At 27.6% G+C, this 14,167-nt stretch carries 11 protein-coding genes and 1 tRNA gene; 6 read left to right on the top strand and 6 right to left on the bottom strand.

Going from position 1 to position 14,167, the window contains the following annotated elements; genetic code table 11:
* Window positions 1–4: 4 nt before the first annotated feature.
* Window positions 5–1,699 carry a methionine--tRNA ligase gene (gene metG, locus H0H63_RS01545; protein WP_185858280.1) on the top strand — a complete coding sequence of 565 codons (1,695 nt, stop codon included), beginning with the start codon at window positions 5–7 and terminating at the stop codon, window positions 1,697–1,699.
* Window positions 1,700–1,749: 50 nt separating this feature from the next.
* Here metG and H0H63_RS01540 read toward each other — a convergent pair.
* The 5 genes from H0H63_RS01540 to H0H63_RS01520 form a co-directional block, all read right to left on the bottom strand.
* Window positions 1,750–1,833: transfer RNA gene (locus H0H63_RS01540), tRNA-Ser, on the bottom strand.
* A 10-nt stretch (window positions 1,834–1,843) separates the two neighbouring features.
* Window positions 1,844–3,052: a diaminopimelate decarboxylase gene (lysA, locus tag H0H63_RS01535; RefSeq protein ID WP_185858279.1), complete on the bottom strand. Its 1,209-nt coding sequence runs from the start codon at window positions 3,050–3,052 to the stop codon at window positions 1,844–1,846.
* A 49-nt stretch (window positions 3,053–3,101) separates the two neighbouring features.
* Entirely contained in the window at window positions 3,102–5,504 is a 2,403-nt protein-coding gene (gene lon, locus H0H63_RS01530; RefSeq protein ID WP_185858278.1) for an endopeptidase La, read from the bottom strand.
* A 145-nt stretch (window positions 5,505–5,649) separates the two neighbouring features.
* Entirely contained in the window at window positions 5,650–7,674 is a 2,025-nt protein-coding gene (ligA, locus tag H0H63_RS01525) for an NAD-dependent DNA ligase LigA (RefSeq protein ID WP_185858277.1), read from the bottom strand.
* Window positions 7,675–7,686: 12 nt separating this feature from the next.
* Window positions 7,687–8,577: a N5-glutamine methyltransferase family protein gene (locus tag H0H63_RS01520; RefSeq protein WP_185858276.1), complete on the bottom strand. Its 891-nt coding sequence runs from the start codon at window positions 8,575–8,577 to the stop codon at window positions 7,687–7,689.
* Window positions 8,578–8,614: 37 nt separating this feature from the next.
* Between H0H63_RS01520 and mnmE the strand changes: the two genes are divergently transcribed.
* The 5 genes from mnmE to rplI all read left to right on the top strand — a co-directional run bounded on the left by mnmE (window position 8,615) and on the right by rplI (window position 12,730).
* Window positions 8,615–10,012: a tRNA uridine-5-carboxymethylaminomethyl(34) synthesis GTPase MnmE gene (gene mnmE / locus H0H63_RS01515; RefSeq protein WP_185858275.1), complete on the top strand. Its 1,398-nt coding sequence runs from the start codon at window positions 8,615–8,617 to the stop codon at window positions 10,010–10,012.
* 16 nt (window positions 10,013–10,028) lie between these two features.
* Entirely contained in the window at window positions 10,029–11,552 is a 1,524-nt protein-coding gene (gltX, locus tag H0H63_RS01510) for a glutamate--tRNA ligase (protein WP_185858274.1), read from the top strand.
* A 74-nt stretch (window positions 11,553–11,626) separates the two neighbouring features.
* Window positions 11,627–11,971, top strand: a complete 345-nt coding sequence (rpsF, locus tag H0H63_RS01505) for a 30S ribosomal protein S6 (protein ID WP_185858273.1) — start codon at window positions 11,627–11,629, stop codon at window positions 11,969–11,971.
* Window positions 11,964–12,266: a 30S ribosomal protein S18 gene (gene rpsR / locus H0H63_RS01500; protein ID WP_185858272.1), complete on the top strand. Its 303-nt coding sequence runs from the start codon at window positions 11,964–11,966 to the stop codon at window positions 12,264–12,266. The genes rpsF and rpsR overlap by 8 nt, the downstream gene beginning before the upstream one ends.
* Window positions 12,267–12,268: 2 nt before the next feature.
* Window positions 12,269–12,730, top strand: a complete 462-nt coding sequence (gene rplI, locus H0H63_RS01495) for a 50S ribosomal protein L9 (RefSeq protein WP_185858271.1) — start codon at window positions 12,269–12,271, stop codon at window positions 12,728–12,730.
* 4 nt (window positions 12,731–12,734) lie between these two features.
* On the opposite strand, the gene H0H63_RS01490 is transcribed toward rplI, so the two are convergent.
* Window positions 12,735–14,060: an Nramp family divalent metal transporter gene (locus H0H63_RS01490; RefSeq protein ID WP_185858802.1), complete on the bottom strand. Its 1,326-nt coding sequence runs from the start codon at window positions 14,058–14,060 to the stop codon at window positions 12,735–12,737.
* Window positions 14,061–14,167 lie beyond the last annotated feature (107 nt).

Below are 14,167 nucleotides of genomic sequence, written 5' to 3'. Positions count from 1 at the left end.
AATTATGAAAAATAAATATACAGTCACTGCAGCTTTACCATATGCAAATGGACCAATTCATATAGGTCATTTAGCAGGAGTTTATTTTCCTGCAGATGTTTTTGTTCGTTTTCTTAGAAGAAAAAACAGAGATGTTATTTTTATATGTGGATCGGATGAACATGGAGTTCCTATTTCCATACAAGCTAAAAAAGAGAAAAAAACACCTAAAGAAATAGTAAATAAGTATCATAATATGATTAAAAATTGTTTTACTAATTTTGGAATACAATTTGACAATTATTCAAGAACATCTACAAAAATTCATTACGAAATTTCTACTTCTTTCTTTAAAAAATTCTATGAACACAAACAAATATTTGAAAAAGAATCTGAACAATATTACGATAAAAAGGCTAAACAATTTCTAGCGGATAGATATATATCCGGTATTTGTCCCCATTGTGAAGAAGAAGATGCCTATGGAGATCAATGTGAAACTTGTGGAAGTTCGTTAACTCCTGAAGAATTAATACATCCAAAATCTACTATAAGTGGTAGTTATCCAGTTTTGAAAAAAACAAAACATTGGTACTTTCCTTTGAATCAATATCAAAAATTTTTAGAAAAATGGATTTTAGTCGATCATCAAAAAGATTGGAAATCAAATGTATATGGACAAGCAAAGTCTTGGTTAGATAAAGGACTCAAACCTCGTGCTATAACAAGGGATTTGAATTGGGGAATTCCTGTACCTATCCCACCACCTATAACGAAAGAAAAAGGAAAAGTTCTATATGTCTGGTTCGAAGCTCCTATAGGATATATTTCTTCCACCATAGAATGGTCAAAAAGAAAAAAAATAGACTGGGAACCTTATTGGAAAGACAAAAAAACAAAATTGATTCAGTTTATAGGAAAAGATAATATTGTTTTTCACTGCATCATTTTTCCAGTTATACTTCAAACTAATGGATATATACTACCTGATCAAATATTGGCTAATGAATTTCTTAATTTAGAAAATAAAAAAATATCTACTTCTAAAAATTGGGCCGTGTGGGGGCATGAATATCTAGAAGATTTTCCAAATCAACAAGACCCTCTTCGTTATATGCTTATCGCTAATATGCCAGAAAAAAAAGATAATAATTTTAATTGGAAAGATTTTCAAAGAAAAAATAATACTGAGTTGATTGCTATATTAGGAAATTTCGTAAATAGAAGTATAACTTTAGTTCAACAATATAATAAAGGCATTGTTCCTGATCCTGGTATTTTATCTATCAAGGATAAAAATATTTTAAAAAAAATAAAAAATTATCCAGAATATATAGGAAAATTAATCGAATCCTACAAATTCAGAGAATCTTTAGCATGTTTTATGGATTTAGCTAGACTTGGGAACAAATATTTAACAGAAGAAGAGCCTTGGAAAAAAAAAGAAGAAAAACGGATATATACTATTCTTTATGTTTCTTTACAAATTGTAGGAATATTAGCTCAATTAGCAGAACCCTTTCTTCCATATACTGCAAAAAAATTATTAGAAATGCTTCGTTTGAGAACTTTTTTTTGGAATCAAATAAAAAATATAGAAAAAATTTTACGTCCAGGACATTCATTAGGAAGTCATATCTTTTTATTTAAAAAAATAACTAATGATAGTGTTGAAAAACAATTAAAAAAATTGAAAAAAAATACAATGAATGATGTATGAAAAAAAACCGTAATAAATAGAAAAAGTATTGAAATTCAATTAGTTAGTAGCGGAGAGAGAGGGATTCGAACCCCCGGAGGGATTACCTCAACGGTTTTCAAGACCGCCGCAATTGACCACTCTGCCATCTCTCCATTCATTTCTTTAAATATCTATTTCTACTATATTTCTGATAAGATCTTGCATTGTTTCTCTTTTTCTTATCAAGAAATCTTTTCCATTTAAAATCATAACCTCAGAAGGTCTATAACGAGAATTATAATTAGAAGACATAGAAAAACAGTAAGCTCCTGCATTTTTAATACATAAAATATCTCCCTCACGGATCTCTTGAATTTTACGGTTCAATCCAAAGGTATCCGATTCACAAATATATCCTACCACTGTATAAAAACGAAAACGACCATTTGGATTAGAAATATTTTCAATACAATGATAAGCATCGTAAAACATAGGACGAAGGAAATGGTTAAACCCTGAATCAACCCCAGCAAATACAGTAGAAGTAGTATGTTTGATGACATTTACATGAACTAAAAAATATCCAGATTCACTTACCAAAAATTTACCTGGTTCAAAAATAAAAGTGACTTGATTTCCATAAGTTTTACAAAAAACTTTAAATTTATCTGTAATCGAATTGCTTAAAGTAGAAAGATCTGTCTTGATATCATTTTTAGTATATGGAACTTTAAACCCACTACCAAAATCAATATAATCAAGATTTGGAAAATCGGTAGCTATTTGCAATAATACTTGAACTCCTTCTAAAAAGGATTTTATGTTTGATATATCGGATCCTGTATGCATATGAAATCCTTCTATTTTTAGTCCTGTATTTTTTAATATTCTTTTCATATGAGGAATTTGATAGTAAGAAATCCCAAATTTAGAATCTATATGTCCTACTGAAATTTTTAAATGTCCTCCTGCCATAATATGTGGATTGATTCTAATCCCTACAGAATAATTTGGATTATATTCTCCAAACTGTTCTAAAATTGATAGATTATCTATAGTAATTCTAACCCCAAAACTAGCAGCTTTTTTTATTTCTTGAATAGAAACCCCGTTGGGGGTAAATATGATTTTTCTAGGCTGGAACCCCGCTTTTAATCCTAGTTCTACTTCTTGTATAGATACGGTATCTAATCCACTTCCTAATTTTTTAAAAAATTTCAATATATTCAGGTTTGTATTAGCTTTACAAGCATAATTAATGATTAAACTTTTAATTTCACTAAAAGCTTTTTTCATTTTCCTATATTGATTTTGTATTTTACAAGAATCGTATATATAAAGAGGAGTTCCGTATTTATTTGCTAGTTGAATTAGATGTTCTCTATGATTCATATTATTTTAATTCATTCTTCATACTTCATAAAAAAAACTTTTATTACATTTACAACAAAGCTAAATGGATCACATCATTCATATTTCTAACATAATCAAAGGTTAACCCTTTCAAGTGTTCCGGTTTAATTTCTTCTATATCTTTTTTATTATCTTGTGAAAGAATAATTTCTTTAATATTAGCACGTTTAGCCGCTAGAATTTTTTCTTTAATTCCACCTACAGGAAGAACTTTTCCTCTCAGAGTTATTTCTCCTGTCATAGCTACATGAGGCTTTAATTTTCGTTTTGTAAAACTTGATACTAGAGAAGTTAACATTGTAATTCCTGCAGATGGACCATCTTTTGGAACAGCCCCTTCAGGAACATGAACATGTACATTTTTTTCATCGAACATGATAGGATCTATGTTAAATTCTTTATAATGAGTCTTTATGTACTGTAAAGCGATTGTTGCAGATTCTTTCATAACTTCTCCTAAATTACCAGTCATGCTTAAATTACCTTTTCCCTTAGATAAACTGGATTCAATATATAGAATATCTCCTCCAAAATGAGTCCAAGCTAAACCTGTCACTACTCCAGGTACATTATTTTCTTCATAACGATTTGGATCATTTGGTATTCCAAGAATATTTTCTATTTTATCAATACTTAAATGTTTGATATATTTTTTATTCATCGCAATATGTTTAGCTACATAACGTGCTAATTTAGCAATGTGTTTTTCTAAAGTTCTTAATCCAGATTCTCTAGTATAACTTTCAATGACTTTTTCTATTTGTTTTGTTCCAAGTATCAGATATGATTTTTTTAATCCATTCTCTTTTAATTGTTTAGTAAGTATATGTTTTTTTACAATTTGTGTTTTTTCTTCTACCGTATATCCATTCATTTCTATAACCTCCATTCTATCTATGAGAGCTGGTTGTATGTGAGAAAGAGAATTTGCTGTAGCAATAAATAATACTTTGGATAAATCATACCCCATTTCTAAAAAATTATCGTAAAACGAGGTATTTTGTTCTGGATCTAAAACTTCTAACATAGCAGAAGAAGGATCCCCATTGGTTCCTAACCCCATTTTATCTATTTCGTCAATCACAAATACTGGATTGGAAGTTCCTACTTTTCGTATAGACTGTAAAAGTCTTCCTGGCATGGCTCCTATATAAGTTCTTCTATGTCCACGTATTTCTGACTCATCATGTAATCCTCCTAAAGAAATACGTACATATTTTCTTTTCATAGCGGTAGCTATAGATCTCCCTAAAGAAGTTTTTCCCACTCCAGGTGGACCGTAAAAACAAAGAATAGGAGAACGCATATCTCCTCTCAATTTTAATACAGCTAAATATTCTATAATGCGTTCTTTGACTTTTTCCAACCCATAATGATCTCTATCTAATATTTTTTGTGCATGTTCTAAATCAAAATTATCTTTTGAATATCTTCCCCAAGGAAGATCAATCATCAATTCTAAATAATTTCTTTGTACTGTATATTCTGGCATTTGAGGATTAGTTCTTTGCATTTTTAGCAATTCTCTATCAAATTGTTTTTTTGCTTCTTTTGGCCATTTTTTTCTGGAGGCTTTTGCACGCATTTCATCAATTTCTTTTTCATAAGAAATATCTCCTAATTCTTCTTGTATAGCTTTAATTTGTTGATGTAAAAAATATTCTCTTTGTTGTTGATCCATGTCATTACGAACACGGGATTGAATATCGTTTTTTAATTTAATTTGTTGATGTTCTACATTTAGAAAACGTAATGTTTCCATTGCTCTTTTTTTTAAATCATTGTATTCTAACAATTTCTGTTTATCTCTGGTAGCTAAATTCATATTAGCTGCTACGAAATTAATTAAAAAAGAAGGACTTTCTATATTGCGAATAGCAATGCTTGCTTCTGATGGGATGTTTGGGTTATCCTGAATAATTTTTATAGCAATTTCCTTTATAGATTCTACTAAAGCAAGATATTCTTTATCTTTTACGGAAGGTTTATTTTCTTCTAAAGCTATAATTTCTGCTTTAAAATATGGATCATTTTGAATAAAACGATTTACTTTGAATCTCCTTTTTCCTTGCAAAATAACAGTAGTATTTCCATCAGGCATTTTTAATAATTTCAATATTTTAGCAACCGTTCCAATAGAATACAAATCTTTTTCGCTAAGATTTTCTATTCCAGAATTTTTTTGTGTTAATACCCCAACGGTTTTATCAAAACCATAAGCATCTTGTAACAATTGTATGGATCCACTTTTCCCTGCTATAATTGGAAAAACAATTCCAGAATACAAAACCATATTTCTTACTGTTAGGATACACAATTGTTCCGGAATATCGTCTTTGAGTAACTGATCTTCTTCATCTTGACTCATTAATGGGATAAACTCAGCTTCAGACTCAAACCCAGATTCTGTAAATATATTTTTTAGCAACATACTAAAATAGATTTCTTACTTAAATGATGCATGAATTCCTATCATTCCACAACATTTTTTATATCAAAAATTAAATATACTGTTTTCTATATGAAAAAAAAAACCATCTATATAGACTATTTTTCTTTTGAATTTATAATAAAAATCATTCAAACATTTTTTCTTTTTTTGCCTCTTTTAGCATGTCCAAAAAAATGTTTTCTGTTAAAACTTGTATGTGATTTTTTTTCATACTTTTTTCTAATTTGGAACCAAAATTTATTCCAACTACTATGAAATTAATTTTATTATTGACAGAGTTATATACTTTTCCACCTAAATTTTCCACTATATTTTTGGCTTTGTTTCGAGTCATACTATTTAATTTTCCTGTAAATACGAAAGATTTTTCTTCAAAAAAAGAACATTTTTTCATCATAGTGGAAAAAGTAGAAAAATGTAATCCTTTTTTGATAAGAATTTGAACGATGTATTGATTTTCAATACTTGAAAAATAAGTAAGTATACTTTCTGCAATCTTTTTTCCAATCCCTGAAATAGAAATTAAGTGATTGTAATTTGTATGCATTAAAGAGTGGATATCTAAAAAGGATTCTGTTAGTTTTTTTGAAATATATTCTCCTACATGACGAATACCTAAAGCATACAAGACTCTACAAAAGGGAATATTCTTAGAATTTTCTATACTATTGATAATGTGATCCGCCAATTTTTCTTTGATTCCATCTATTTGAATTAGGTTTTCTTTTTTTAATTGATATAAATCATAAAAATTATATAAAAAACCTTTTTTGTATAATTTTGTTATTATTTTACTTCCAATTCTTTTTATGTTCATAGCCTTTTCGCTTACGAAGTGTTTTATTTTTTCTATTCTTTGAGAAAAACAATTGTGATTTGTACAATAAAATAATTGATTTTTGTTTGTTAAAACGCTATGACATGATGGGCATTTACTTAAAAATAATACAGGAAAAGTTTGATTCAACCTTTTTTTTATATTAATTTCTGTTACTTTTGGTATAATATTTCCTGATTTTTCTAGTAGAAGGGAATCTTCATAGTGAATTCCCATTTTTTTTATAAAATTTACATTATATAGGGCAACTCTTTTCACTGTGGTTCCTGAAATTGAAATAGGAGCAACATGGGCTATAGGAGTAATAATACCAGTACGTCCTACTTGAAACGTTAAGTCTAATAATTTGGTTTCAGATAATCTTTGTTTAAATTTATAGGCGATAGCCCAACGGGGATATTTATTCGTAAATCCTAAAATAGATTGTTTTTCTAATTCATTTACCTTAATAACTATACCATCCGTTTGGTAAGGAAGTTTATCTTTCCATAAATTCCAAAAATCTATGAAAAGAAATATCTCTTTCATATTTTTACAGAAACGTGCTTTTTCTGGGATTTGAAATCCCCAATTTTTTATGTATTTTATAGCTTCATATTGTGTATTAAAAGGCAAATTTTTTCCTTTGGCGTGAAATACGATGCAAACTAAATCTCTTTTCTCTACTTCTTTAGAATCGCGAATTCTCAATGTTCCACTAGCCGTATTTCTTGGATTCGCATAAGGAGTTTTTCCATCGATTATACGTTTTTTATTTATTTTCATAAAATTTTTTATAGGAATAAAAATTTCTCCACGTATTTCAAGATATGTAGGATAATTTCTACCTATTAATTTTAATGGAATAGATTTTATAGTTTTTATATTATCTGTAACATCTTCTCCTTTTTCTCCATTTCCACGAGTGACTGCATTTGTTAAAATCCCATTTTTATAAATTAAATTAATAGATACGCCATCATATTTTAATTCGCATACAAAGGATAAAGAACGAATTGATTGATCGATTCGTTTTTTCCAAATTATTAATTCTTTTTTAGAATAGGTATTTTGAAGAGAATACATTTTGTATTTATGATACACTGCATCTCTTCCATTATTATTTTCCATAATTTTTGAACCTATTTCTATTGTGGGGGAATTAGGATCATACAATTCAGGATATTTTTTCTCTAAAAAAAGTAACTCTTTTAATTTTTTATCAAAATGATAATCGGATATATCCGAAGTATTTGAATTATAATATGTATAGTTATGTTTCGATAATTCTTTTCTTAGTTTATATATTTTTTTTTCTATTTCATGATCCATAGTTGGTTGTTGTTATAATATTCTTTTATTATACGCGTAATATACTGCACGAATCATTCGTGAATAACCTTGAAAATCTTTTCTTATTTCTATATTTAGAAACCCTATTTTACTTAGTAATTCGATAACATCTAAATAAATAAACTGGTTTATTTCAAAATAAACATAAACTATTCCAGCGAATTTTTTTTTTATACAAAAAAAAATTTTCTTATAAAAAATAAAAGGATCTTCATCAGGAACAAATAAAGCTTGAATAGGTTCATATTGAATAATATTTGGATGTAGAAATTTTCTTTCGGATAGTCTAATATAAGGGGGATTACTAACAATAATACTAACAGAATTATTGTTCATTTTTGATGTAGGGATCATTTCTTTCAAAAGATTCACTTTTTCAAATGAAATTTCTACATTATGTAATTTTGCATTTTTACGGGCTATATCAAGGATTTCATGAGAAAAATCTATGGCATGAATCATTCCCAATTTTCTTTTTTTTAAGATAATACTAATGCATCCACTTCCTGTTCCAATATCAAATATTTGAACAAAATTATGACTCTTATGTTCCTGTAGAATCCATAATACCAGTTCTTCTGTTTCTGGTCTTGGAATAAATACTTTTTCATTCACGATGAATTCCATGTCAAAAAAATAGGCCTTTCCAATTACATATTGGATAGGTCTATTTTTTTTTAATTCCCATAATTTTTTTATTAGTTTCTTGTAAATTAAAAAATTTATTTTTTCTTTGTTACCTAATTGTAACAGTATATTCGTTTGATCACATTGAAAAATGTGAGTAGTAAGTAAAAAAAAGAGAGTTTCTAACTCCTTAGGTTCTGGATATAAATTTTTAAGAGTTTTTTTAAATAAACGGTAAAATTCATACAAATACATAAAAAATGTTTAATTTCATCAATTTAAATTTATTGGTATGTTAGATGATGATACCATTATTGCTTTAGCAACACCTGTTGGATCCAGTGCAATTTCTATTATTCGTATTTCTGGAAAACATTCCATATCTATTGTTGATAATATTTTTATATCCATAAAATCGGGAAAAAAACTGAAAAATCAATCTACACATACGATTCATTTAGGGTATATTATAGAAAATAACAATTTATTAGATCAAGTATTAGTTTCTATTTTCAAATATCCTTTTTCTTATACAGGAGAAAATATGATAGAGATATCTTGTCATGGATCAGATTACATTCAACAACAAATTTTGCAATTACTAATCAGAAAAGGGACACGTTTAGCTCGTCCTGGAGAATTTACATTTCGTGCTTTTTTAAATAAAAAAGTAGATTTATCACAAGCTGAAGCCATAGCTGATCTAATTTCATCTGAAAATAAAGCCTATCATGAAATATCTTTCCAACAAATCAAAGGAACTTTATCTAAGACTATTCATAATTTAAGGAATAAATTGTTATATTTTGCGTCTCTTCTAGAATTGGAATTAGATTTTTCTGAAGAAGAAAATATGATTTTTTTTAATAGAAAAGAATTGTTTTCTTTTTTACAAAAATTAGAAAAAATATTAAAAGATTTAATTGAATCTTTTTCATTGGGAAATGCTATAAAAAAAGGAATTTATGCAGTCATTATTGGAGAACCAAATGTGGGAAAATCAACTTTTTTCAATCAGATTATTCAGGAAGATCTTTCTATTATATCACATATAGAAGGAACTACTAGAGACTGTGTAAAAGGAGAGGTTATTTTAAATGGAATTCTTTTTCATTTTTGGGATACAGCAGGAATTAGAAATACTGAAGACCCCATAGAAATCATGGGAGTTCAAAAAACCATAAATAAAATAAAAGAGTCTCAAGTTATTTTATATATTTTTGATTCTTCAAATTCAGATAAAAAAAAACAAATAGATATTATTCGTGATATTCAAAAAATACAAGAAAAGCATCCACTAAAAAATATTTTTGCAATAGCGAATAAGTCGGATATCTCTCATTATCATAATTTTGATCATATAAAATCAAAGGTTTCTTATTTTTTTGAAATTTCTGCAAGAAGTCGTTCTGAAGTGAAAAAAATCCTAAACACTTTGAGTCTTTTATTTATTAAAAATTTAAAAGAAAAAAAAGTAGTTGTTACACAAAACAGGCATTATGAAGCTTTGAAACTTTCATTAAAAGAGGTTTTATTAGCTGATGAAGCTTTACATAAAGGACTTTCAGAGGACTTAGTTTCTATATATATTAAAGAAGCATTGCGGTATTTAGGGGAAATAACTGGAGAAAGAATAACAAATGAAGATATTCTAAAAAATATTTTCTCAAAATTTTGTATTGGAAAATAAAATTCATGAATGAATTATGTCACGAGATTTTGTAAGAGTTCGTTTTGCTCCTAGTCCTACAGGTCCACTTCATTTAGGTGGAATAAGAACTGCTTTATACAATTATCTTTTTGCTAAAAAACATGGTGGAACATTTATTCTTAGAATAGAAGATACCGATAAAAAAAGATTTGTTTCTAATTCTGAATTATATATTCTTGAAACACTAAAATGGTGTCAAATAGAGCCTGATGAAGGCGTGGGATATGGAGGGCCTCATTTTCCTTATTATCAGTCAAAAAGATGGAATATTTATCGTATTTATATAAATAAGTTGTTAGAAAAAGGATATGCTTATTATGCTTTTGATACAGATAAAGATCTTGATAAAAAAAGAAAAGAATATTCCAATCGTGGATTAACGTTCTCTTATAATTCTAAAAATAGAATAACCCTGAACAATTCTTTAACTATGACAAGAGAAGAATTACATACTAAATTGAAATCTTGTTATTCTTATGTCATTCGATTTAAAATAAAACCTGGAGAAAAATTGAAAATGCATGATCTCATACGTGGAAATATAATAGTGGACACCGATCACTTAGATGATAAAGTATTATTAAAATCAGATGGAGTAGCTACTTATCATTTAGCTAACACAATTGACGATCATCTAATGAAAATAACTCATGTTTTAAGAGGAGAAGAATGGCTTCCATCTATGTCCCTACATATCTTATTATATAGAGCATTTGGTTGGAATATTCCTTATTTTGCACATTTACCTTTAATTTTAAACAAAAATGGAAAAGGAAAAATTAGCAAAAGGAATGCAGATGGTTTAGATTTTCCTATATTTCCTATACAATGGGAAGTACCAGATAGTCATATCATTATACCTGGATATAGGGAATTGGGTTATTTTCCAGAAGCATTTGTGAACATGTTAGCTTTATTAGGATGGAATCCTGGAATAAAAAGGGAGATTTTTTCTATGAAAGAATTAATCCATTTATTTTCTTTAGAAAGAATAAAGAAATCTAGTATTTATTTTGATATAAAAAAAGCAAATTGGTTCAATAAAAAATATTTAATAAATGAAAAAAAAAAAGAAGTATTTACATTTCTTTGCGAAAAATTAAGAAAACGTTCTATTGACATAGGTAAAGATTATTTATGGAAAGTGATCCATCTAACGATAGATAGGATCCATTTCATTCATGAAATATGGGAACATTCTTTTTATTTCTTTATTTATCCTGATTCTTATGAGGCTAATTTTTTCAATAAAATATGTAATCGAAATACGGTCTATCAATTAGAAAAAGCAATAGTATTATTATCTGATACCGCTTCCCCCCTATTTACATCTGTAAATTTGAAGTCTTTGTTGACAGAAACAATTAAAGAAAAAAAGATAATTTTGAAATTATTACGTTTAGCTTTGGTAGGTATTTTAATAGGAATTGACCTTTTCATAATATTAGAAATGCTAGGAAAGGAAGAAAGTATACGACGTATAAAAAAATTAAGGAGTAATATTAAGGAAAAAATTTAGTTTTAAATTTTTTTGATAATTTTTTGTGATAAATAACATAAAAATATAGATTTACATTTTCTAAAAAAAATTAGATGCTAAAACATTATGAAAATATCATGATAATAACTCCTATATTATCTGATGATCAGGCAAAAAAAACAGCGAAGGAATATGAAAATTATCTGATCCAAAAAAAAGGAAAAATAGTTTATCAGGAACATTGGGGTTTAAAAAAACTAGCTTATCCTATTCAAAAAAAACAAAGTGGTTGTTATCATTTATTTGAATTTTTGTTACATTCTAATTTTATTTCTGATTTAGAATTAAAATTGAGACAAGATGAGCGTATTTTACGTTTTTTAACTGTAAAATTAAATAAATATGGAATAGAATATGCAGAAATAAGAAGAAAAAAATTATTAAAAAAAGATGAATAATTTAGAAGATAAAGATAATACAAAACAAATAGTAGAAAGTGACTTAAGGTACTTATCTCCTATTAAGATAGAAACAAAAATAGAAAAGAAATATTGTTATTTTGAAAAAAGAAATATTAAATATATAGATTATAAGGATCCTATATTCTTAATAAAATTTCTGAATGCACAAGGTAAAATTTTGCCACGTCGTATTACAGGAACTTTACAAAAAAATCAAAATAAATTAAATGCGGCTATCAAAAGATGTAGACAAATCGGTTTGTTACCTTTTATAACAGATGATTTAAGATAAAAATGAAAATTATTTTAAAAAAAGACGTAGATAACTTGGGGTTTCAATACGATGAATTAGATGTAAAACCTGGTTATGCCAGAAATTATTTAATTCCTAAGGGGTATGCTATTTTAGCATTACCTGGTAATGTAAAGCATATTAATGAAACATTAAAGCAACGTTCTAAAAAAGAACGTTTTTTAATTGATAAATCAAAAAAAATAGAAGATAAATTAAAAAAATTAATTATTAAAATACCCGTTAAAGTAGGAAAAGGAGGAAAGTTATTTGGTTCTATTAATAACCAAGAACTTATGAAAGTTTTGAAGAATGAAGGAATTTATATAGATAAAAAATTTATCAGAATTCCTGGAAATAAAGTCATTAAAACAATCGGAAAACATCAAGCTAGTATACGTCTGCATAGAAAAAGAGAGTTTACGTTCAATTTTGAAGTATTCACTTCTTCCTCATCAACCTAAAAAACTAAAGGATCATATCATATAATAAAAAGAAATTGAGCAATACGACGATGATAGTGATCAACCAAGCTACTATTTTTAAAATAGGGCCATTTACAAATGGTCCCATTTTATTAGAATCTCCTGTAAAATAAACTAGTGGAATGATAGCGAAATTTAATTGTATGGATAAAATAATTTGACTGATTATTAGTAACTCGGCGGTTCCTTTTTCTCCATACATAATAGAGGCAATTATAGCTGGAACAATAGCAATAAGTCTAGTTGTTAATCTTCTAATCCAAGGTTTTAATTTGATATTCAAAAACCCTTCCATGACTATTTGTCCAGCTAAAGTTCCAGTTAGTGTAGAATTTTGTCCTGATGCTAGTAAAGCTAATGCAAAAAAAATTCCAGCAATACTGGACCCTAGTATGGGAGTCAAAAGTTTATGTGCATCCATAATATCTGCTACCTCTGTATGTCCAGTTTTATGAAAAGTGGCAGCCGATGTAATCAATATAGCTGCATTTATAAAAAAGGCTAAAGATAAAGATAAGGTACTGTCTATGGTAGCATATTTTACAGCCATTTTTTTTCCATCAATAGTTCGTGGATAATCTCTGGTTTGTATAATACTTGAATGAAGATAAAGATTGTGAGGCATCACGGTCGCTCCTAATATTCCTATAGATATATAGAAAGAATGCGAATTTTTAATTATTTCAGGGTTAGGGATAATTCCTTTTAATATAGGAAAAAGTTCCGGTTTTGAACTAATAATTTCAAAACTAAAACAAACTAAAATTGTAAATATTAAAGCTGCTACCACGCTTTCAATATATCTAAACCCTTTATATTGAAAAAATAAAATGATTAAAACATCAATAGCTGTAATTAAGACCCCCCATGTAATAGGAATTCCAAAAAGAAGTTTTAAAGCTAATACGGAACCAATAACTTCCGCTAGATCACAAGCAGCAATAGCTATTTCACATAAAATCCATAATATAAAACTAACAAAGGGAGGGTAATGATCTCTACATGCTTGTGCTAAATCTCTTTCACAAACAATTCCTAATTTTAAAGCCAAATGTTGCAAAATAATAGCAAAAAAATTGGATATAAAAATAACGGATAAAAGCATATAACCAAATTTTGACCCTCCAGCAATATCTGTAGCCCAATTTCCTGGATCCATATAACCTACAGCAATTAATAATCCTGGACCGGTAAAAGCAAAAAATTTTCTCCATATTCCTTTCTGTTTAGGAATAGAAACGGAAGAAAAAACTTCCGAAAGAGAAGGATGTTTGTTTTCATTCCTCCATCCTGATTCTTTTTTTGGCATATCAAATAAAATAGACGAAAACATAAAGTTAACTGTTTTCATCATTGTTTGTTAATTTGTCTATTTTAATTATTTATTCATATAGATTATTGCATTAAACAAAATAA

Origin of the sequence: Blattabacterium cuenoti, from assembly GCF_014251655.1 — a bacterium.
In the GTDB taxonomy this organism is placed as follows: domain Bacteria; phylum Bacteroidota; class Bacteroidia; order Flavobacteriales; family Blattabacteriaceae; genus Blattabacterium; species Blattabacterium cuenoti_I.
The sequence above is the reverse complement of the archived record's forward strand: the minus strand, read 5'-3'. Positions and strand labels throughout refer to the sequence as shown.

What these genes read in the sequence shown, in the direction of transcription:
- ligA (WP_185858277.1), bottom strand. Translation starts at nt 7,674, where the DNA reads ATGGATCATGAAATAGAAAAAAAAATATATAAACTAAGAAAAGAATTA.
- H0H63_RS01520 (WP_185858276.1), bottom strand. Translation starts at nt 8,577, where the DNA reads ATGTATTTGTATGAATTTTACCGTTTATTTAAAAAAACTCTTAAAAAT.
- rplI (WP_185858271.1), top strand. Translation starts at nt 12,269, where the DNA reads ATGAAAATTATTTTAAAAAAAGACGTAGATAACTTGGGGTTTCAATAC.
- rpsF (WP_185858273.1), top strand. Translation starts at nt 11,627, where the DNA reads ATGCTAAAACATTATGAAAATATCATGATAATAACTCCTATATTATCT.
- gltX (WP_185858274.1), top strand. Translation starts at nt 10,029, where the DNA reads ATGTCACGAGATTTTGTAAGAGTTCGTTTTGCTCCTAGTCCTACAGGT.
- metG (WP_185858280.1), top strand. Translation starts at nt 5, where the DNA reads ATGAAAAATAAATATACAGTCACTGCAGCTTTACCATATGCAAATGGA.
- lysA (WP_185858279.1), bottom strand. Translation starts at nt 3,052, where the DNA reads ATGAATCATAGAGAACATCTAATTCAACTAGCAAATAAATACGGAACT.
- lon (WP_185858278.1), bottom strand. Translation starts at nt 5,504, where the DNA reads ATGTTGCTAAAAAATATATTTACAGAATCTGGGTTTGAGTCTGAAGCT.
- rpsR (WP_185858272.1), top strand. Translation starts at nt 11,964, where the DNA reads ATGAATAATTTAGAAGATAAAGATAATACAAAACAAATAGTAGAAAGT.
- mnmE (WP_185858275.1), top strand. Translation starts at nt 8,615, where the DNA reads ATGTTAGATGATGATACCATTATTGCTTTAGCAACACCTGTTGGATCC.
- H0H63_RS01490 (WP_185858802.1), bottom strand. Translation starts at nt 14,060, where the DNA reads ATGCCAAAAAAAGAATCAGGATGGAGGAATGAAAACAAACATCCTTCT.